Here is a 23053-nt window from a genome sequence, read left to right on the forward strand (position 1 = left end):
TAAAAACAATTAAAAATGAACTTTATTCATTTTAAAAATATAATTTCTTTCAAAAACACATTAGTCATAATGTGTTTTGCTATGTCAATAAGTACCACAGCCCAAACTACTTTCCCAGACATTGTAAAAACCAAAGAAGGAAAACTAACATTCACGACAGACAATCAAGGAAACCAAATTGTGGATTTTTCTTTTGCGGGCTATATGGCATCAGAAAAAGCAATTCCGAATCTGGAGAACAAGATTTTTGTTTCGAAGCAGGAAGAAGACGCCACGCAGAAAATCCAAAATGCGATTGACTATGTAAGCGGTTTAAAACCAGATAAAAATGGCTTTCGCGGAGCCGTTCTTTTAGACAAAGGAACTTTCAAAGTAAGCGGCACTTTATACATCAGAAAATCGGGAGTTGTTCTTCGCGGAAGCGGAAACACCGAAAACGGAACCGTACTTTTAGGAACAGGTTTAGAGAGAGAAGCTTTGATTAGAATTTTGGGAGTAAATGATAAAATTTATAAAGATTCGTTCGAATTCAACAATGCTTACACACCGCTTGGAACGCAAAAAATCCAATTAAAAAACGCTTCAAAATTAAAAGTTTCAGACGAAATTGAAATCAGCAAACCGCTGACAGATAATTTCATTAAAGAAGTAAACATGCAGGATTTCGGAGGAGAAACTTCATGGATTGGCTGGAAAAAAGGAGACTGGATTACAACTTGGAATCGGGTTGTCACTAAAATCAACGGAAACGAAGTAACGGTAAACGCGCCAATCACCATGTCTTTAGATGATGTTTTCGGAACTTCAAAAGTAACTGTTTATTCATGGGCAGGAAGAATCGAACATATCGGTGTTGAAAATATGCTGATAAAATCGACTTTTAATGCTTCAAATTTAAAAGATGAAGAACACAGATGGCAGGCAATTAGTATAGAAAACACTAAAAATGCTTGGGTAAAACAAGTTAATTTCAAACACTTTGCAGGAGGTGCCGTTACGATTTTAAAAACAAGTCAGCAGATTACGGTAGAAGATTGCATCGCGACAGAACCCGTTTCTGAAATTGCTTCATTCAGAAGACATACTTTTTATACTGAAGGTCAGCAGACACTTTTCCAGCGTTGTTATTCTGAGTTTGGATATCATGATTTTGCCGTGGGTGGATTTGGTACAACGGGTCCAAATGCTTTCGTACAGTGCGAATCGCATCTTCCGTTTGATAACAGCGGAGCGATTGGAAGCTGGGCAACTGGAGTTTTATTCGACATTGCCAATATCGACGGAAAAGCACTAAGCTACAACAACAGAGAACAAGCAGGAAGAGGTGCAGGATGGACAGCGGCTAATTCTGTTATCTGGGAATCATCGGCTTCAAAAGTAGAATGTTATAGTCCGCCAACAGCACAAAACTGGGCTTTTGGAGTTTGGGGACAATTTGGAGGAAACGGTCACTGGAAAGACGTAAACGGACATATCAGTCCGAGAAGTTTATTTTACACGCAATTAGAAAACAGATTAGGAAAATTACCTTCACCAGCATTTATCTATGATTTAGGATCAGAACCTTCTTCAAGTCCAACAATCGAAGTAGCACAGGAACTGACTAAAAACTCAGCAACGACAGCCAAAAGTTTACCAGAATGGATTGTTGAAGTTTCCAAGCAAAACCCGATTAACATTAATAATTCAGGTTTAAAAAATGCTAATGATTTAAAAGTTGCTTCAGAAAATAAAGCGAAAACGTCAACTTCAAAAGTAATCGTAGAAAATGGTTTATTGACTTTTGAGGGAAAATTAATTGCAGGAAAAGAAACCAATGTAGCATGGTGGAGAGGTGATCTTACGGATGATTTCGTAAACAAATCGACACCGCATTTAACTCGTTTTGTTCCAGGAAGAACAGGAAACGGACTAACAGATAAAGTTCAGGAAACAGTAGATTATTTGACAAAAAATAATATCGTCGCTTTAGAACACAATTACGGATTATGGTACGAGCGCCGTATGGACGATCACGAACGCGTACGCCGATTTGATGCCGATGTTTGGCCTCCGTTTTACGAACAGCCTTTCGCGAGAAGCGGACAGGATTTGGCTTGGGATCATTTAAGTAAATACGATTTAACGAAATTCAACGATTGGTACTGGAATCGTCTAGCGCAGTTTGCAACATTGGCAGAACCAAACGGACAATTGTTAATCAATCAGCAATATTTTCAGCACAATATTTTAGAAGCTGGAGCACACTGGGCAAGTTCGCCTTGGCGTTCGGCAAACAATATTAATAATTCAGGATTTCCAGAGCCGCCGCCGTACGCAGGAGACAAACGTATTTTTATGGCAGAGCAGTTTTATGATGTAACCAATGCTCAAAGAAGAAAATTGCACGAAGGTTTCATTAGAAAATCGTTCGAAAACTTTCAGGAAAACAGCAACGTAATTCAGTTGACAAGTGCTGAATACACAGGTCCATTACACTTTATGGAATTCTGGTTGGATCAGGCACAAAAATGGAAAGATGAAACGGGTAAAAAAGGCTTAATTGGATTGAGTGCTACGAAAGATGTTCAGGACGCTATTCTGAATGATGCAAAAAGAAACAAAACCGTTGATGTAATTGACATCAGATATTGGTATTACAAAGAAGACGGTTCAGCTTACGCACCACAGGGAGGTGTGAATTTGGCGCCAAGACAGCACGCCAGAAAATTAAAAACCGGAAAAGAAACTGATAATCAGGTGTATCGTGCGGTTAGAGAATACCGCGAAAAATATCCTGAAAAAGTAGTTTTATATTCAACAGATGGTTCGTCAAGATTTGGATGGCCAGCATTGATGGCAGGAGCTTCTTTGCCAAATATTCCAAAAATTGAACTGCCTCAGTTTTATGCCGCTTTAAGCGAAATGAAATTAGTTGACGGAAATACGTTTTCAGACAATCTTTGGAAATTAGAAAACAAAGGAAAAAGCTATTTATTTTATCTGAAAAACGATCAGGATATTACAATCGATTTATCAAACGAAAAAGGAACATTTGAAGTATTTGCAATCAATGCTTCAACAGGAAATATAACCAAAAAAGCCAACATCAGCGGAGGAAAACAAATCACAATTCCACAAGCCGAAATAAAAGAAAAAGTGCTTTTTGTAGTGAAGAAAAGTTAGCCACGAATTACACGAATTGGCACGAATTTTATTAAAAAATAATCTGCTCATTCTGCCAAATCTGCGAGAGTAAATATTTTTCACGCAGATTTAAAAAGATCAAAGCAGATGATCTAACAGATTTAAAAATTTAATCTGCGCAGATCAGCTAAAATCAGCAAAATCTGCGTGAAACATTAAAGACATAGCAAAGAAGAAATTCGAGAAATTAGTGTAATTCGTGGCAAAAAAAATAAGAACACAATTCAAAAACAACCCAAAATGAATCTGAAAATTAAATCTTTATACGCTCTAAGTATTCCCTTTTTGCTCACAGCACAAAACGGATTCTCGCAAGCCAAAACAAAAGGCGCACTGCCTCAAATCAAAGTATCTAAAAATCAGCATTATTTTGTAACTGAAAACGAAAAACCATTTTTCTGGCTTGGCGACACAGGCTGGCTCGCATTCGGAAAACTGGACAGAGCAGGCGTAGAAAAATACTTCAAAGACAGAAAAGACAAAGGATTCAATGTAGTTCAGGTTATGGTTTTGCATAATATTAATGCCGTGAACGTTTATAGCGATCCAGCGTTAATCAACGAAGACGTTTCAAAACCATTGATTACAGCTGGAAATGATTTTAAAGATGCAAAACAATACGATTATTGGGATCATGTAGATTACACTCTGGACGTAGCTCAGAAAAACGGAATTTACGTAGCAATGGTTCCGGTTTGGGGAACCAACGTTTCAAAAGGAAATAAAGTAAACAAAGAACAGGCAACTGAATACGCTCAATTTTTAGCTAATAGATATAAAAACAGAACCAACGTAATCTGGTTAAACGGCGGTGACACACACGGAAACGAATTTCAGGATATCTGGAATGCCATCGGAAACACTTTAAAAACCAATAATCCGGATCAATTAGTAACTTTTCACCCTTTTGGAAGAACCGATTCTTCAGAAAATTTTCATAATGCAAAATGGCTGGATTTTAATATGTTTCAATCTGGACACAGAAGATATGATCAGGATTCTAGTAAAACCAATTTCAAAGAAGACAATTACAAATTCGTTCTTAGAGATTTTGAATTAAAACCTACGAAACCAACATTAGACGGAGAACCATCTTACGAAAATATTCCACACGGTCTGCACGATACGTTACAGCCAAAATGGACCGCAAGCGACGTACGCCGTTACGGATATTGGTCGGTTCTATCAGGCGGAGCAGGTTACACCTACGGACACAACGCCGTAATGCAGATGTTCAGAAAAGGGGACAAACCAGCTTATGGCAACAAAGAATTATGGACATCAGCAATCAATGCGCCGGGAGCAAAGCAAATGGTTTACATTAAAAAACTGATGGAAGAATTTCCATTTTTAGAAGGAACTCCAGACGTTTCTTTAGTGGTTAACCAAGGAGAAAAATACGATTATATTACGGCCATAAGAGGAGAAAAATACGTTTTGCTTTACACTTACAACGGAAGAATAATAGAAGTAAAACTTGGCAAAATTGCTGGGGATAAATTCGAAGCAACTTGGTACAATCCAAGAAACGGCAAGAAAACAAAAATAGGAACATTTGACAATAAAGGAACTCAAAACTTCCAGCCTGAAGGTAAAAAAGAAGATGGCAATGACTGGGTTTTGATTTTGAGATCTATTTAAAACGTAACCTCATTTTTGTCATGCTGAGCGGAGTCGAAGCACAGCAAAGATTGGACACAATGCGTGATATAGCATGCGCCCTTCGACTTCGCTCAGGGTGACAAAAAATGAGATTAAAAATACTCCCGCAGATTTTAGCTGATCTGCACAGATTAAATTTTAAAAATCTGCTCGATTTGCTTTAATCTTTTTAAATCTGCGTGAAATCAAAAAACAATACAACAATGAAAAACATACTAATCATACTCTGCTTCATAACCAGCCTAACAACATTTGCACAAGATGGCTGGATAAATATCCTAAAAGAAGGCGGAAACAACAAAGGCATAAAATGTACTCAGGCTATTCAGAATGCCATCGAAAAAGCATCTAAAAACGGCGGAGGAACCATCTTCTTCCCTGCGGGAGAATACCTAACAGGAGCTTTAACCTTAAAAAGCAACATCACCATTCACTTAGATTCTGGAGCGCTTTTGAAGTTTTCAGAAAATTTTGATGATTTCCTGCCTTATGTAGAAATGCGATACGAAGGAATTGTAATGAAAAGTTTTCAGCCGTTATTTTATGCAAAAGATCAGCAAAACATTACCATCACAGGAAGAGGCATAATCGACGGACAAGGAAAAGCGTGGTGGAATGAAGTATACAGAATCGAAACTGCAAAAGAACCTTTGCCTCCAACCAAATACCAAACGATGTGGGAAGAGCAAAACAAAGGGCTTTACACAGAACCGTATTACAAAAGAACAGTTGACAAGAAATTCTTCAGACCATCTTTCTTTCAGGCTTACAACTGCAAAAACATTTTGATTGAAGGCGTTACATTCCAAAATTCACCTTTTTGGACAATTAATCCAGAATTTTGTGATAATGTAACCGTAACTGGAATCTCGATTTTTAATCCGCATTCGCCAAATACTGACGGGATCAATCCTTCTTCTTGCACCAATGTACGTATTTCAAACTGTCACATTAGCGTTGGAGATGACTGTATTACAATCAAATCAGGAAGAGACGGCGACGGTCGTAAATACGGAAAAGCAACCGAGAATGTTACTATTACAAACTGCACCATGTTAAGCGGTCACGGCGGTGTGGTAATCGGAAGCGAAATGTCGGGCGGAATCAAAAAAATTACAATTTCAAACTGTGTTTTTGACGGAACAGATCGCGGCATCCGTATCAAATCAGCTCGCGGAAGAGGTGGGGTTGTAGAAGATATTCGCGTCGACAATATCGTTATGAAAAACATCAAAGAAGAAGCCATCGTATTGAGTCTTTTCTACGACAAAGGCACTACAGTTGAGCCAGTAACCGAGAAAACGCCAATTTTCAGAAACATTCATATGAGCAATATCACGGCTTCAAACGTTAATAAAGCGGGTCAGATTTTAGGAATCACCGAAATGCCGATTCAAAACATCACTTTCTCTAACATAAATATGGACGGAAAAGAGGGTTTTACGGTTAGTACGGCTACAGATGTAGAATTTCATGATGTAAAAGTAAATGCGACAGTAGGTTCATCTTTTAAAATATCCGATTCAAAAAATGTTATTTTAGACAACGTTGGGTCATCAACAGCCATAAAAGGAGTTCCGGTTATCAAATTAGATAATGTCTCTAATGCGATGATAAATAATAATTTTCCATTCAATGAAACCGATATTTTTATCGAAGCCGATGGAAAAGAAACCAAAAATGTTTTCCTGAAAAACAATGTTTTTAATAATGTGAAAACAGCGATTAAAAAAGGTGTTTCTTTAGATAAAAAAGCAATTATAGAATAAATAATACAACACGAATTTCACAGATTTTCACCAATTAAATTTGTGCTAATTAGTGAAATCTGTGTTTAATTTAATAACATGAAAAAATTATTCATCATATTAACCCTTTCACTTTTCGCGGTTAGTTATTCGCAAAAAAAGAAAGAACTCTATCTTTTTACGTCGTTTAGAGAACCGGCAACAGAAGGTTTGTATCTGGCATACAGCGAAGACGGTTACAACTGGAAAGGCTTAGAAGGATTATTTTTAAAACCGGAAATCGGAGCCAGTAAAATCATGCGCGATCCGTCAATCACAAAAGGTGCAGACGGAACGTACCACATGGTTTGGACAACTGACTGGAAAGGAGGAAATGGTTTCGGATATGCGAATTCAAAAGACTTAATTCATTGGTCAGAACAGCAATATATTCCTGTAATGAAAAATGAGCCTGAAGTCGTAAACGTTTGGGCGCCGGAGATTTTTTATGATGATGTTAAAAAAGAATATATCGTGATTTGGGCATCGACTATTCCGTTCCGATATCCAAAAGGTGTTGAAGACGAGAAAAACAACCACAGAATGTATTACGTAAGGACAAAGGATTTCAAAACCTTTTCAGATACCAAATTATATTACGATCCAGGTTTCAGCGTAATTGACTGTGTGATCGTTAAAAAAGCAAAAAAGGATTATGTTTTGGTTTTGAAAGACAATACAAGACCAATGCGAAACATAAAGGTAGCTTTCGGAAAATCGCCATTAGGTCCGTTTGAAAAAAGTTCAGAGCCTTTAACCGAATATTTATCAGAAGGTCCGACGGTTGTAAAAGTGGGTAAAAACTGGCTGTTGTATTATGACAATTACGGATCAAAAAATTATAAAGCGTTAAGCACTTCAGATTTTGTTCATTTTGAAGATGTTTCATCCAAAATAAGTCTTCCAGTAGGGCACAAACACGGAACGATTACAACAATTTCAAGCGAAGTTTTAAAAGGATTAATTGATAGGAAATAAAAGTTAATGCCACAGATTACACAGATTAGCACAGATTTTAAAAATCATTTTAATTCGTTTAATCTGTGGCAAAAAAATAAAAATCTCCAGAATCTGCTAAATCTGCGGGAGAAAATTTACTCTCGCAGATTTGGCAGATTGAGCAGATTTAAAATATTAAAATTTACGATCGCAAACCTGACAGGTTTTTAAAACCTGTCAGGTTTAATAACGATAAAAATAATACCATGAATACTTTCAAAAATATTAAAACCAACATCATCACCGCTTCTGCAATTCTTTTGACTTGCACAGCTGTAAACGCGCAAAACGATACCGTGCGTTATGTTGGCAAAACACTTTCAAATATCGATTACCATCACGGACAACTAAGTCCCGCAGTTGGAGTTCACGCGACGCAAATTATGCGTGCCAGCCGTGAACATCCCGAAAAAGCAGACGGATTCGGATGGACGTACAATCACCAGCCAATGATGGCGTATTGGAATAATACTTTTTATCTGCATTATTTAAGTGATCCTTCAGGAGAACATATTCCGCCGAGTCAGACCTTATTAATGACTTCAAAAGATGGTGTAAATTGGACAAAACCAGAAGTGATTTTCCCGATTTACAGAATTCCTGACGGATGGAAAAAAGAAGGTGTTGAAGGAGTTGCCAAAAATCTAGATGCGATTATGCACCAAAGAATGGGCTTTTATACCTCAAAAGACAAACGACTTTTTGCCTTAGCGTATTACGGAATCGCAATGGATGAAAAAGACGATCCGAACGACGGAAAAGGAATCGGTCGTGTGATTCGTGAAATCAAAAAAGACGGAAGTTTTGGCGAAATTTATTTCATCAGATACAATAAAACTTGGGACAAATCGAAATCGAAATTCCCTTTTTATACCAAATCAAAAGACAAAGGTTTGATCAAAGCTTGTGAAGAAATTTTATCTGAACCTCTAGTTTTACAGCAATGGGTAGAAGAAGCTGATCGCGATGATGAATTAATTCCGCTTCAAAAACCATATAAAGCATTCAGCTATTATCATTTACCAAACGGAAATGTGGTTGGTTTATGGAAACATGCCTTAACCTCAATCAGCCGTGATGGTGGAAAATCTTGGGATTATATGCCGTTACGAGCACCAGGATTTGTAAACAGCAATGCTAAAATCTGGGGACAAAAAACGTCTGATAATCGTTATGCGACGCTTTATAATCCGTCAGAATATCGTTGGCCATTGGCGATTTCAACTAGTGATGATGGTTTAAATTACAAAGATTTATTGTTGGTTCATGGCGAAGTGAGTCCGATGCGATATGGCGGAAACTACAAATCAGCCGGTCCGCAATACGTTCGCGGAATCACTGAAAAAGACGGAACTCCGCCAGACGGAAAAATCTGGGTAGGTTACAGCATGAACAAAGAAGATATTTGGGTGGCATCGATTCCCGTTCCGGTAACTTCGATTGTCACAGAAAATGTAAACGAGGTTTTCAATAATCTTCCTGACGGAGAAGAATTGAAGTTCTGGAATACGTACGATCTTTCTTGGGCATCCACAAAAATCGAAAAGAAAGCTGACGGTAAAAAATGGCTGACGTTGAGAGATCAGGATTATTTTGATTATTCAAGAGCAGAAAGAGTGATTCCGTTTGCTTCTAAAATGGAAGCTGTTTTTACAGTTAAACCAGAACAGAACAATCACGGTTTATTGCAAGTTGAATTTCAAAATAAACAAGGTCTGCCTTCGGTACGATTGACTTTTGACAGCGACGGTCAGATTAAAGTGAAAACTGGAGCTCGTTTTAATGGAATTGGAAAATATGAAGCCAACAAAACATATAAAATAACGGTTAAATTAGATGCTAAAAACCGTTCGTACACGATAAAAGTAAACGATGAAAAAGAATCAACAAAGATATTCTACGCGCCAACAGACGGATTTGAAAGAATCATGTTCCGAACTGGAGAACAGAGGTTTACTCCAAATGATGACACAGCGCCAGACACAGACGATTACGATGACTTGCCTCAAACCGGAAAATTAATCCCAGAAGCAGTTTTCAATATCGAGTCTTTGATTACTAAAAAGTTAAATTAGCCACGAATTCACGAATTATTTTTTTTGCCACAGATTAAAATGATTATCTCAAATTAATATTTTCGGTATAAAATTCGAAAAATTAAGCGCAAAGAAAAATTAGAGAAAATTCGTGAATTCGTGGCGAAAAAATAAAGAACGCGGATGACACGGATTTACTTCGTAAAAACGCGGATAAAAACGGATTTTTTTTTTTTTATTTAAAAAGAAGAAAAAATCCGAGAAAATCAGTGTCTTCGCGATAGCGAATCCGCGTCATCCGCGTTCAAAATCTCAACAATAAGAAATGAAGAATTTCAAAAAAATAGTATTAGTTTTTTCTCTTTTAGTAACCCTAGTTTGTAAAGGACAAATTCTGCCTGTACACCTCACAACAGAGATGGCTGAAAATCCTTTAGCTGTCGTTCAGAATCAGCCGAGATTCGGTTGGAAATTGGTTTCAAAAGAATCCGATGCCTCACAAATCGCCTATTTGATTTTAGTGGCTTCTTCGGAAGAAAAACTAAACAATGACGACGGAGATATCTGGAATACAGGAAGAGTAAACTCAGATAAAAACCTGCATATTGTTTACAACGGAAAACCATTAAAAAATGAAACCAAATATTTCTGGAAAGTTAAAGTATGGAATCAAGAAGGAAAACTTTCTAAATGGAGCAAAACTGCCTCTTTTAGAACCGCACCTTTAGAATCAGAATTAAATCCCGTTTGGATTGGAGCGATTACAAAAGCCGACAGCCATTTGCCGGAAGGCAGAAACTTTCATAGCGCGACTTACAAAAGAGAAAAGAAAGACGCGATTATCAACGCTTCCGATTCTCTTTCGAGGAGAAGTATAATGCTTCGTAAACCTTTCGAAGTAAAAAAAGAAATCAAAGAAGCGGTTGTTTATATTTCAGGCTTAGGGCATTACGAATTAACTATCAACGGAAAAAAAGTTGGCAACAGTCAGTTTGCGCCTTTGTGGACAGATTATGACAAAACGGTTAATTACAATGTTTACGAATTAGGCGCAAAACAACTTCAAAAAGGCGAAAATGTTATCGGCGTTTTATTAGGAAATGGAATGTACAACACACTGGCTGAACGATATACCAAATTTTTCGTAAGTTTTGGTCCGCCGACTTTATTCTTCAAAATGAAAATCAAATACAATGATAATTCAGAAGAAATCGTAAAGTCAGATGAAACGTGGAAATACAGCAAAAGCCCGATTACGTATAACAGCATTTTTGGTGGAGAAGATTACAACGCTAATTTAGAGCAAAAAGGATGGAATACTAAACATTTCAAAGATTCAAATTGGAAAAAAGTAGTCGTTCAGGAAGCTCCGAAAGGAGTTTTAAGACCGCAGACTACAACACCAATTACGATTCAGAAACAATATGAAGTTAAAACGGCAAAAGAGCTGAAACCGAATTTCTTTGTTTTTGATATGGGACAAAATCTTTCTGGATTTCCAACTATAAAAGTAAAAGGAAAAAAAGGACAAACCGTTCGTGTTTGGGTTGGAGAAAGTTTAAACGAAGACGGAACGGTTGGACAAGGAAAATCGGGAAAACCGTATTATTATGACTATACTCTAAAAAGTAAAGATACCGAAGAATGGACGCCGAAATTCAGCTTTTACGGATTTCAGTTTGTTCAGATTGAAAACATTAATTACAAAGAAACAAAAGATAAAAGCCTGCCGACTCTTGTAGAATTAAAATCGAATTTCATTTACAATTCGGCTGGAGAAGCGGGAAGTTTTGCGTGTTCGAATGAGCTTTTTAATAAAACACATGAGATTATAAATTATGCTATAAAAAGTAATTTCCAGAGTGTTTTTACGGATTGTCCACAACGCGAAAAATTAGGTTGGTTGGAAGAAATTCACTTAAACGGGCCAGGTTTACTTTTCAATTATAATCTGCAGACTTTCGCTCCTGCTACGATGCAGAACATTGCAGATTCGCAAAGAGAAAACGGACTTATTCCGTCGATTGTTCCTGAGTATATCATTTTTGGTGGCGATTTTACCGATTCTCCAGAATGGGGAGTAACAGGCGTGATTCTGCCTTGGATGTATTATGAATATTACGGCGATGCGTCTTTAATTGAAAAATATTATTCGGTTATGAAAAACTATGTCGATTATTTAGAATCAAAATCTAAAAATCACATTGTTTCGCACGGTTTGGGTGATTGGTACGATTACGGAATGCATCCTGCGGGATATTCAAAAAACAGTCCGATTGCGCTTTCGGCAACTTCTCATTTTTATTACGGAGCAAGTTTGGTGGCAAAAGCAGCTAAATTATTAGGTAAAACCGAAGATATTGAGAAATATGAAACTTTGACTGCTGATATTAAAAAGGCATTTAATGATGAGTTTTTCAACTCAGAAACCAAACAATACGGAACTGGAAGTCAGTTTAGCAATGCCGTTCCGATTTTTATGAATATTGTAGAGCCACAATACAAAGAAGCGGTAATGCAGAACTTATTGGCAGACATTGCTGCAAAAGGCAATCGTTTAACGACGGGAGATGTTGGAAATCGTTATTTATTTCAAGCTTTAGCACAAAATGGTGAAAACGAAACGATGTTTAAAATGAACAATCATTATGATGCGCCGGGTTATGGTTTTCAGGTTAAATACGGTGTAACAACTTTAACGGAACAATGGGATCCGAGAAAAGGAAATTCGTATAACCATTTTATGATGGGACAGATTGAGGAATGGTTTTACCAAAGTTTAGCCGGAATTAAATCGGATCCTGAAAAACCAGGTTTCAAACATTTCTTTATTCAGCCAGAAGTTGTCGGCGATATGACTTTCGCGAAAGCGGACTATCAATCGGTTTATGGAAAAATTGTTTCTTCTTGGGAAAAGAAAGACGGAAAGTTTATTCTAAATGTTGAAATTCCGGTAAATACAACAGCGACAATAAAATTGCCAGTTGCTAAGAATTCTGAGATAAAAATTGATGGTAAAAAGCTTAGGGTAGGTTTTGATGAAAAAGCTCAGAAACCGAGTTTAGAATTAGGTTCTGGAAAATATATAATTGAATGCACAATATAGAACGCGGATGACACGGATTCGCTATCGCGAAGACGCAGATTTTCACAGATTTTTTTAATTAAATCTATTGCCTCCAGTTTTAACTGGAGGTTATAAATAAGACAAGTAATAAGGCTTTAGCCAAATTTAAAGTTCGGCTAAAGCCAATTTAAAAGCTAATATATGTTCCTCCAGCTAAAGCAGGAGGCAATTGAAAAAATAGAATATAAAATTAAAAATCCGTTTTTATCCGCGTCTTTACGAAGTAAATCCGTTAAATCTGCGTACAATCTCATAACAATGAAAAAAATAAAATACATCTTCTTAGTTTCCATTTTTGCTTTGACATTTGCCAATGCACAGACTTCTGATACCAATTTTAGAAAACCAGTATCAGAAACGCTAAAGAAAATTGAAACTTTATTTAATGTAACGATCAACGATGACAGAGGTTTATTGAAAGGAAAAGAACTCGACTATGCCGACTGGAGAATTGAACCGGGAAGCCTGCCGTTGTCGCTGACCAATATTTTGGCACCATTCGAATTGATGTATTTCAAACAGCCGGATGGAACCTACATTATTCGTAAATATGAAAACCATAAAGTTTCTGTTGATAAAGGAAAAGAACGTTTGTTTTATTTAGAAAGCCTTTATTCGACTAAAGAACAATGGGAAAAACGCAAAATGGAGTTAAAAGCTTGTATGATTTCATCATTTGGTTTGGATAAGGCGCCCCCTACACCTAAGTCTAAGCCACTTTTAACTCCAAAGAGAATCTATAAAGACTACAGTGTCGAGAATATCGCTCTGGAGATTTTACCGGGTGTTTATGCAACGGGATCGATTTACAAACCGTATCCGTTGAACAAAAAAGCAGCTGTTATTATAACTCCAGACGGACATTTTGGCGACGGACGATATAGAAAAGATGAACAGTATAGATGTGCAATGATGGCAAAAATGGGGGCCATTGTTGTGGGTTACGATTTATTTGCTTGGGGAGAATCCTTATTGCAGTTTCCAGAAGAAACGCACAGAAACAGTATTGCATCAACCGTTCAGTTGTTGACAGGAATTCGTCTGCTGGATTATTTAGCAACGGTTAAAAATGCGGATATGACGAGAGTTGGTGTTACAGGAGGTTCAGGCGGAGGATCACATACGATGTTTTTAGCAGCGATTGATGATCGTGTAAAAGTTTCGGCTCCAGTGGTAATGGTTTCCTCTCACTTTTCTGGCGGATGTCCGTGCGAAAGCGGGCGCGGCATTCACTTATGTGGAAACGGAACAAACAACGCTGAAATCTCAGCTATGATGGCTCCAAAACCGCAATTGATCGTTTCAGATGGAAAAGATTGGACATTGGCAGTTCCAGAATTGGAATTTCCTTTTATCCAGAGAACTTATGAATTATACGGTAAAAAGGATTTGGTAGAAAATGCTCATTTTGCAAAAGAAGGACATGATTTCGGAATTTCGAAGCGTATGGCGTTGTATCCGTTTATGGCGAAATATTTGGATTTAGATTTGAATAAAGTAAAGAATGATAAAGGTGAAATCGATGAATCGACTTGTGTGATTGAACCGAAAGAAAAGTTGTTTGTTTTTGGAGATAAAGGTGAAAAATTGCCTAAAAATGCGCTTAAAGACATCAACAAATTATATGAAATGTTCGGAGAAAAAAATCTGAAGGTTTATGAGGTTAAGAAATAAAGGTTAGTTGCCACGAATTTCACGAATTACACGAATTTTTTTATGCCACAGATTAAAATGATTATCTGGATTTTATCTGCCAGATCTGCAAAATCTGCGAGAGTTAAATTTTTCCCGCAGATTTAGTAGATCTAGCAGATTTTTAATCAGTGAAAATCCTTTAATCTGTGGCAGAAAATTAGAGAAAATGAATTAAAAATTAAAAAAGAAATTAGTGCAATTCGTGTAATTAGTGGCGAAAAAAAATATATAAGTATGAATCTAAAAATTAAAATAACCGCAATCTGTTTAGGGATTTTTTCCTTTGCATCGGCACAAAATGATTTGAAACTTTGGTACAATAAACCAGCTGCAATCTGGAATGAAGCCTTACCATTAGGTAATGGACGTTTAGGCGCAATGGTTTTTGGCGATCCAGCTGTTGAGCGTTTACAATTGAATGAAGAAACCATTTGGGCGGGTTCTCCTAACAGTAATGCACATTCTAAATCTATAGAAGCTTTGCCAATTGTTCGTAAATTAATATTTGAAGGGAAATTTGATGAAGCGCAAGATTTGGCTACAAAAGATATCATGTCGCAGACCAATGACGGAATGCCATATCAGACTTTTGGGAGCGTTTATATTTCGTTTCCGGGGCATCAAAAATATTCGAATTATTATAGAGATTTAGATATTAGTAACGCTTCCGCGAAAGTGAAATACACCGTTAATGGAGTTGAATTTACACGCGAAATTATAAGTGCTTTTTCAGATCAGGTTATTGCTGTGAAGCTTTCTGCAAGCAAGCCGGGACAGATTACGTGCAATGTTTTCATGAACAGTCCAATTGATAAAACTGTTCCGTCAACAGAAGGAAACCAGATTATCCTTTCTGGAGTTGGGACTAATTTTGAAGGCGTAAAAGGAAAAGTAAAATTTCAGGGAAGATTAACGGCAAAAAATAAAGGTGGCGAAATCGATGCGAGCAACGGCGTTTTGAGTATTAATAAAGCTGATGAAGTGACACTTTATATTTCGATTGCTACGAATTTTAAAAATTATCAAGATATTTCTGGAGATGAAATTGCCAAAAGCAAAGATTATTTGGCTAAAGCCGAAATAAAAGATTTTGAAACCATTAAGAAATCTCACACTGAATATTACCAAAAATTCTTCAATAGAGTTGCTTTATATTTAGGTTCGAATGAAAATGCTAAGAAACCAACCAACGAAAGAATTAGAGATTTCTCTAAACAATTTGATCCGCAGTTGGCCGCATTATATTTCCAATTTGGACGTTATTTATTGATTTCGAGTTCACAGCCAGGTGGACAGCCAGCGAATTTACAGGGAATTTGGAACGATATGGTAACTCCGCCTTGGGACAGTAAATACACGACCAACATTAATGCTGAAATGAATTATTGGCCAGCACAGGTAACTAATTTGCAGGAAATGCACGAACCGTTTTTGCAGATGGCTAAAGAGTTAAGCGTTACAGGTGCAGAAACTGCCAGAATGATGTACAATGCTGGCGGATGGGTTTTACACCACAATACCGATATTTGGCGTGTAACCGCTCCAGTAGATTCAGCTGCTTCGGGAATGTGGCCGACAGGAGGAGCTTGGGTTTGTCAGGATTTATGGGAAAGATATTTGTATACGGGAGATAAAAAATATTTAGCAGAGATATATCCAATAATGAAAGGTGCTGCCGATTTCTTTTTGGATTTCATGATTATAGATCCAAACACAGGATATTTGGTTGTTGTACCTTCAAGTTCGCCTGAAAACACGCATGCGGGAGGAACAGGAAAATCGACTATTGCATCGGGAACGACAATGGATAATCAGTTGATATTTGATTTGTTTACACATGTAATCGAAGCTTCAAAACTGGTTGCTCAAGATGCTGCTTACGCGAAAAAAGTAAGCGATGTTTTGGCAAAAATGCCTCCAATGAAAGTTGGAAAACACAGTCAGTTACAGGAATGGCAAGACGATTGGGATAATCCGAAAGACAATCATAGACACGTTTCGCATTTGTACGGATTATATCCGAGTAATCAGATTTCGCCAATTAAAACACCTGAATTATTTGAAGCCGCAAAACAATCACTGATTTACAGAACAGACGAATCTACAGGTTGGTCAATGGGATGGAAAGTGAATTTATGGGCGAGACTCTTAGACGGAAATCACGCGTATAAACTGATTCAGGATCAATTGCATTTGGTAACGGCAGATCAGAGAAAAGGAGGAGGAACGTATCCGAATATGTTAGATGCGCATCAGCCTTTCCAAATCGATGGGAATTTTGGCTGTACAGCTGGAATCGCTGAAATGCTAATGCAGAGTCAGGAAGATGCGATTCAGTTACTGCCAGCGTTACCAACGGTTTGGAAAGACGGAAGCATAAAAGGTTTAGTGGCAAGAGGTGGTTTTGTAATCGATATGACTTGGAAAAACAATAAGGTTTCGACTTTAAAGATCTATTCGAAAATTGGTGGAAACTGTCGTTTAAAAGTAGAAAATACTTTGAAAGGGTCGTCAATAAAAAAAGCAAAAGGTAAAAATTCAAATGCTTTGTTTTATGATGTAGAAGTGAAGAAACCAATTATTTCGAATGAAGCGAAACTTGAAAAAGTAAAACTGCCGAATTACAATATTTACGATGTGAATATGAAAGCGGGGCAGACGTATACTTTTACTGGGAATTGATTTTTTGAAACCATATAAGTGATATAAGGTAGTTTAAAGTTTTTTTCCTGCAAGGTTTTCGAAACCTTGTAGGTATAAATTTCAGGTTCATTTTGTCATTTCGACCTTAGGGAGAAATCGCACGCGTAACCACAAAGATTGTCGAAAATTGTTGCGGAATTTCTAGTGTGATTTCTCCTTACGTCGAAATGACAAAACCATGAGATTAATCTCTTGGAACTAATAAACACCTACAAGGTTTCGAAAACCTTGCAGGAGAAATAAAGGTGTAGTGAAAACGTAAACGTCTCTCGCGTGAGTGATGGAAGTGGAGCTCTCCCGATTTTTCATCGGGAAGCGGGAACGGACAGCACGATTCGCCGCGGCGAACACGCCCAAAAAAATATTAAAATAATACAATTAAAATGTTACGAGATTTTAAATACAAAATAATAGCCCTTACGGTTTTAATAGCTTTAAACACAAGCTGTAAATCGGGTGTAGATCATTCTCAGAAAGGAAAATCAGCGGTTTTAAACTCGACGGATTACAAACATTATGTTGATTATTTCAACACGATGGAAGACGAAAATTTAAAATTTGCAGTTCCGAATGACAGTGCGTGGGCTTGGATGGATAAGAATATTCCGTTGTTTGAATGTCCGCAGCAGAATTTTGAGGAAATTTATTATTTCAGATGGTGGAGTGTTCGTAAACATATTAAACAAACACCACAAGGATTTGCGATTACAGAGTTTTTGGTAGACCGTTCGTATGCCGATAAATACAATATGATTAGTTGTGCTTTGGGGCATCATATTAATGAATTCCGTTGGGTTCATGATACGAAATATATTGAGCAGGATGTGAAAATTTGGTACCGTGGAAATGACGGAAAACCGATGAACAAATTGTATAAATTCAGCAGTTGGACGGCGGATGCTTTGTACAATCGTTATTTGGTGAATAAGGATGAAAAATTCTTGTTGGATATGTATCCAGACATGGTTACGGATTATGCGGTTTGGGAAAAAGACCGTCAGCGAAAAGATGGTTTGTTTTGGCAGCATGATGTAAAAGACGGAATGGAAGAATCTTTAAGTGGCGGACGAAAAGTGCAAAATGCAAGACCTACAATTAACAGTTATATGTACGGAAACGCCGTAGCGATTTCTAAAATGGCTGAAATGAAAGGTGATAAGGAAACAGAAGGAAAATTTAAAACAAAAGCTGATGAGTTACAGCAATTAGTGGAAACCAAATTGTGGAATCCAAAGAGTGAATTCTTTGAAACTTTGACACAGAAAGATACTCTGGCACAAGTTAGAGAAGCAATAGGATTTATTCCGTGGTATTTTAATCTTCCTGAAAAAGGAAAAGGATTTGAAAAAGCTTGGGAACAGATTAAAGATGAAAAAGGGTTTTCGGCACCTTTTGGATTAACAACGGCAGAAAGAAGAAGTCCGCGTTTTAGAACTCATGGAACTGGAACCTGCGAGTGGGACGGTGCTATTTGGCCATTTGCAAGTTCGCAGACTTTGACTGCAATGGCAAATGTTTTAAATGGTTACGATCAGAATTTTGTTGGAAAACCAGATTATTTCAAACAAATGGAATTGTATGTGCAGTCGCAGTATTACAGAGGAAAACCTTATCTTGGTGAATATTTAGACGAAACAACAGGCTATTGGTTGATGGGAGACAGAGAAAGAAGCCGTTATTACAATCATTCGACTTTTAACGATTTGATGATTACAGGAATGGTTGGTTTACGCCCGAGAGCAGATGAAAAGATTGAAGTGAATCCGTTGATTCCACAAGAAAAATGGGATTGGTTTTGTTTGGATAATGTTTTGTATCATGGAAATATTATTACCATTCTTTGGGACAAAACGGGAGAAAAATACAAAAAAGGAAAAGGTTTTAGAATTTATAAAAACGGAAAAGAAATTGCGTTTTCTGAGAAATTGGAGAAAGTAATTTCGGAGTAATTTTTTGCTGAGATTTGGTTTTACGCAGATTCTGCAGATTTTGCGGATTTTTTTTGATTTTTAAATTCTAACTCTTAAAAAATATTCTAAACCTTATTTGAAATATTATGATTGAGAAGAAAGCGGTTTTTAAGCCTATACATAACTTAGATCAGTTAATAACTCTTGATGAATATTATGATCTTGAATATGAAGAATCTGAGGAAGCTATAAAAGACGTTCAGAAACTAGCTGTAAAAGATTTAGAAGCGGTAAAGCGCTTTTGTGAAAACAATCTTTATGCACAGCCCGATAAAGTTAGGTTTGTCTATTATGCTTTGAGTGAGGATGAAGATCTTGATAAATGGGGAGATTTTCTTTCGGATGAATTCAGCAGGGTTTATCAAATAGGATTGGACCAGAATCGTATTAAAGAACTTTCTTCTGTTATCAATGAAATTTTAGTCGAAACTCTAGATACGTATCCTGCAGAAAGAGTGAGAGAAAAATTATTGAAAGGATTGGATCATAAAGATTTTGTCATTCGCTTAAATGCTTTAGAATTTTTAGAATATTGGATTGATGAATCCGTTTTGAAAAATAATCCATCTATAGTTTCTAAGTTGAGGCAAAAACTCAAGGACCCTGAGTGGAAAATGCGTTGGGAAACCAGTAAATTGTTAGAACGAAATAAAATTGCATTTGAAAGTTTGAGTACAATGGATAAATTGAGAAGGTTTATTAATCCATGATTTTTTAAAATATTACGTATAGTTTGTCATCCCGAGGAACGAGGGATCTCCACAAGAAGCTCTACAAAGATTATCGATTTTGATTGTGGAATTACAGTGCGTGTCCTTCGACTTCGCTCAGGATGACAAAAAATGAGAATAAAATTTACTCTCGCAGATTTGGTAGATATTGGAGATTTTTTTGCCACGGATTACACAGATTAAAATGATTTTTATCTGCTCAATCTGAAAAATCTGCAAAATCTGCGGGAAACAATAAACAATACCATGAAAAAGTTTTTTTTACATCTTACCCTAATAATTTCACTTTTTACTATTTCGGCGAAAGCCCAAAACAAGATTGTGGTGAGTGATTTAAAATGCGAAATGCTGACAAATCCCGAAGGAATTGACGTTTTGCAGCCAAGATTGAGTTGGAAAATAAAAACAGACGTAAACAATGTAAAACAAACGGCATATCAAATTATTGCTTCTTCAAGTTTAGAAAAACTAAATGCAGGAAATGGCGATTTATGGAATAGCGGAAAAGTGCAAAGTGATGCTTCTATAAATGTGATTTATAATGGAAAAAAACTAAAAGACCGTCAAGATGTTTTCTGGAAAGTAACAGTTTTTACCAATATAGGAGAAATTCAATCAAAAGAAAATGCTCATTTCAGCATTGGTATTCTGACTTACGCGGACTGGAAATCAACGAGATGGATTGGGTATGAAAAAGCTTCGCTTGGAGATAGCATTTCACAGTATTCGAGATTATCAGCTCGTTATTTGCGAAAAGAAATCAATCTGAAAAAGAAAGTCAAAAATGCCAAAGTCTATATCATGGGAATGGGCTTGTATGAGTTGTACATTAATGGAAATAAAATTGGAGATCAGGTTTTAGCGCCTGTTCCGACGGATTATACAAAGAATATAAAATACAATGTTTTTGATGTGACTTCGCAACTTCAGGAAGGTAAAAACATGTTGGGAACGATTTTAGGAAACGGACGTTTTTTTACCATGCGTCAGGATTATAAACCGTATAAAATTAAAACGTTTGGTTACCCGAAAATGGCTTTGCAATTGTTTGTAGAATATGCGGATGGAAATAAGGACATAATTCGTACGGATGACACTTGGAAAATTACAACCGACGGACCGATTTTATCGAATAACGAATACGACGGAGAGGAATACGACGCCCGCAAAGAAATGAAGGGTTGGAACACCATTAATTTTGATGATAAAAAATGGCTTTCAGCAGAATATGTTCAAGAACCGGGTGGATTTTACGAAGGTCAGATGTCGGCAAATATGAAGGTGAAACGTGAAGTAAAACCAATTTCAATTAAACAAACACCAAAAGGAACTTATATCTTAGATATGGGGCAAAATATGGTCGGCTGGCTACAATTGAAAGTGAAAGGAAAAAGCGGAGAGAAAATCACGATGAAGTTTGCAGAATCGCTTCAGCCTGACGGTTCGTTATACATTGCGAATCTGCGTGATGCGAAAACGACTGATATTTATACTTTAAAAGGTGAAGACGAAGAAGTTTGGGAACCTCGTTTTATTTTCCACGGATTTCGATTTGTTGAAATTTCTGGTTTTACTAGCAAACTGACTTTAGACAATTTCGTTGGAAAAGTCATTTATGATGACATTCAAACAACGGGAACTTTCGATTCTTCGAATCCAATAATGAATCAGATTTTTAAGAATGCGTGGTGGGGAATCAGCGGAAATTACAAAGGAATGCCAATTGATTGTCCGCAGAGAAACGAGCGTCAGCCTTGGCTGGGAGATAGGACAACAGGCGCTTATGGCGAAAGTTTCTTGTTTGATAATCAGGCTTTGTATGCAAAATGGCTGGACGATATTAAATATTCCCAAACTATAGATGGCGGACTCCCAGATGTGGCGCCTGCTTTCTGGCGTTATTACGGAGACAATGTAACCTGGCCGGGAACGTATATCACGGTTGCTGATATGCTGTATCAGCAATTTGGAGACGCAAAAGTGGTCGAAAAACAATATCCAAACATGAAAAAATGGATGGATTATATGGAAGAAAATTATCTGGTTGATGATATCATGACCAAAGATAAATACGGAGATTGGTGCGTTCCGCCAGAATCTTTAGAATTAATTCGTTCGAAAGATCCAATGCGTTTAACAGATGGGGAATTGATTTCAAGCGCATTTTATTATCAGTTGTTGAATATCATGAAGAAATTTGCGGTGATTGCAAATGCTGAAAATGATATAAAACATTATGATGAATTAGCTTTAAGAATCAAAAAAGCATTCAACGCTAAATATTTAAATAGTGATAAAAATAGTTACGCGAATAATACCGTAACCGCCAATTTACTGCCTTTGACTTTCGGAATGGTTGCAGACGGACTACAAACTAAAATATTCGAAAATTTAGTACACCAAGTAGAAGTGGTTAAAAATGGTCATATAAGTACAGGCGTTATCGGAACGCAGTTTTTAATGAGAACCTTAACCAATTTTGGACGCGGAGATTTGGCTTTCAAATTAGCATCGAATAAAACGTATCCAAGCTGGGGTTATATGGTCGAAAATGGAGCCACTACAATCTGGGAACTTTGGAACGGAAACACAGCAGATCCAGCAATGAATTCGCAAAACCACGTTATGCTTTTAGGCGATTTACTGATTTGGTATTACGAAAATATGGCGGGAATCAAAAGCAATCCTGAAACTCCAGGCTTCAAGCAAATTATCATGAAACCCGATTTTAATGCTGGATTAACGTATGTAAATGCTTCTTATGAATCTGTTTACGGAACTATAAAAAGCGACTGGAAAAAAGATAAAAAAGGTTTGGCTTGGAATATTACAATTCCGGCTAATAGTTCTGCTGTTGTATATCTTCCAACCAGTGATATTTCTACTGTTTCGATTAATAAACAAAGGTTGGATAAGACTTTTAATTCTAAAATAGAAAATAATACTATTATCCTGACTTTAGAATCAGGTTCTTATGTTTTGAATGTAAAACAATAAATTAAAGAAGAATTTTGTTGTTATCGTGTAGGCAACTTTTAAAAATGCTACAGATCATATAAAAAAAACAGACGCAAATTATAAAGCTAGAAAGTTACACAGGGACAATTTGTCCCCAGATAAAGATGCTTTAATAATAAAAAGCTTAAGATATTTTGCG

The 23053-nt window shown here is 36.8% G+C and carries 11 protein-coding genes; all 11 read left to right on the forward strand.

The genetic code is table 11. The features are described from left to right. Positions 1 to 81: 81 nt before the first annotated feature. The 11 genes from Q9Q97_RS09050 (at position 82) to Q9Q97_RS09100 (ending at position 22893) form a co-directional block, all read left to right on the forward strand. Positions 82 to 3165, forward strand: coding sequence for a DUF6298 domain-containing protein (locus tag Q9Q97_RS09050; protein WP_306156269.1), 3084 nt, complete (start codon positions 82 to 84; stop codon positions 3163 to 3165). Positions 3166 to 3426: 261 nt separating this feature from the next. Then, positions 3427 to 4827 (forward strand): glycoside hydrolase family 140 protein, encoded by a 1401-nt coding sequence (locus Q9Q97_RS09055; RefSeq protein WP_306156270.1) that lies wholly within the window; start codon positions 3427 to 3429, stop codon positions 4825 to 4827. Between the two features lie 224 nt (positions 4828 to 5051). Beyond that, complete coding sequence (locus Q9Q97_RS09060; protein ID WP_306156271.1) at positions 5052 to 6617, forward strand: glycoside hydrolase family 28 protein; 1566 nt, start codon at positions 5052 to 5054, stop codon at positions 6615 to 6617. 78 nt (positions 6618 to 6695) lie between these two features. Next, positions 6696 to 7613, forward strand: a complete 918-nt coding sequence (locus Q9Q97_RS09065; protein WP_306156272.1) for a glycoside hydrolase family 43 protein — start codon at positions 6696 to 6698, stop codon at positions 7611 to 7613. Between the two features lie 227 nt (positions 7614 to 7840). Then, positions 7841 to 9709, forward strand: a complete 1869-nt coding sequence (locus tag Q9Q97_RS09070) for a six-hairpin glycosidase (RefSeq protein ID WP_306156273.1) — start codon at positions 7841 to 7843, stop codon at positions 9707 to 9709. Between the two features lie 286 nt (positions 9710 to 9995). Beyond that, a complete protein-coding gene (locus Q9Q97_RS09075; protein ID WP_306156274.1) occupies positions 9996 to 12776 on the forward strand; it encodes a glycoside hydrolase family 78 protein in 2781 nt (926 codons plus the stop codon). 279 nt (positions 12777 to 13055) lie between these two features. Beyond that, on the forward strand, positions 13056 to 14471 hold the full coding sequence (locus tag Q9Q97_RS09080) for an acetylxylan esterase (protein WP_306156275.1): 1416 nt from the start codon (positions 13056 to 13058) through the stop codon (positions 14469 to 14471). A 255-nt stretch (positions 14472 to 14726) separates the two neighbouring features. Further along, positions 14727 to 17174, forward strand: a complete 2448-nt coding sequence (locus Q9Q97_RS09085; protein WP_306156276.1) for a glycoside hydrolase family 95 protein — start codon at positions 14727 to 14729, stop codon at positions 17172 to 17174. Between the two features lie 404 nt (positions 17175 to 17578). Next, positions 17579 to 19144, forward strand: coding sequence for a glycosyl hydrolase family 65 protein (locus tag Q9Q97_RS09090; RefSeq protein ID WP_306156277.1), 1566 nt, complete (start codon positions 17579 to 17581; stop codon positions 19142 to 19144). Positions 19145 to 19251: 107 nt separating this feature from the next. Next, the gene (locus Q9Q97_RS09095; protein WP_306156278.1) at positions 19252 to 19875 is read left to right on the forward strand and encodes a hypothetical protein; all 624 of its coding nucleotides are present in this window, start codon (positions 19252 to 19254) and stop codon (positions 19873 to 19875) included. Between the two features lie 267 nt (positions 19876 to 20142). Then, the gene (locus Q9Q97_RS09100; protein WP_306156279.1) at positions 20143 to 22893 is read left to right on the forward strand and encodes a glycoside hydrolase family 78 protein; all 2751 of its coding nucleotides are present in this window, start codon (positions 20143 to 20145) and stop codon (positions 22891 to 22893) included. Positions 22894 to 23053 lie beyond the last annotated feature (160 nt).

Origin of the sequence: Flavobacterium sp. DG2-3 (genome assembly GCF_030730925.1) — a bacterium.
Taxonomy (GTDB): domain Bacteria; phylum Bacteroidota; class Bacteroidia; order Flavobacteriales; family Flavobacteriaceae; genus Flavobacterium.

Coding starts and splice junctions, on each gene's coding strand:
- Q9Q97_RS09050 (WP_306156269.1), top strand. CDS start 82: ATGTCAATAAGTACCACAGCCCAAACTACTTTCCCAGACATTGTAAAA.
- Q9Q97_RS09055 (WP_306156270.1), top strand. CDS start 3,427: ATGAATCTGAAAATTAAATCTTTATACGCTCTAAGTATTCCCTTTTTG.
- Q9Q97_RS09060 (WP_306156271.1), top strand. CDS start 5,052: ATGAAAAACATACTAATCATACTCTGCTTCATAACCAGCCTAACAACA.
- Q9Q97_RS09065 (WP_306156272.1), top strand. CDS start 6,696: ATGAAAAAATTATTCATCATATTAACCCTTTCACTTTTCGCGGTTAGT.
- Q9Q97_RS09070 (WP_306156273.1), top strand. CDS start 7,841: ATGAATACTTTCAAAAATATTAAAACCAACATCATCACCGCTTCTGCA.
- Q9Q97_RS09075 (WP_306156274.1), top strand. CDS start 9,996: ATGAAGAATTTCAAAAAAATAGTATTAGTTTTTTCTCTTTTAGTAACC.
- Q9Q97_RS09080 (WP_306156275.1), top strand. CDS start 13,056: ATGAAAAAAATAAAATACATCTTCTTAGTTTCCATTTTTGCTTTGACA.
- Q9Q97_RS09085 (WP_306156276.1), top strand. CDS start 14,727: ATGAATCTAAAAATTAAAATAACCGCAATCTGTTTAGGGATTTTTTCC.
- Q9Q97_RS09090 (WP_306156277.1), top strand. CDS start 17,579: ATGTTACGAGATTTTAAATACAAAATAATAGCCCTTACGGTTTTAATA.
- Q9Q97_RS09095 (WP_306156278.1), top strand. CDS start 19,252: ATGATTGAGAAGAAAGCGGTTTTTAAGCCTATACATAACTTAGATCAG.
- Q9Q97_RS09100 (WP_306156279.1), top strand. CDS start 20,143: ATGAAAAAGTTTTTTTTACATCTTACCCTAATAATTTCACTTTTTACT.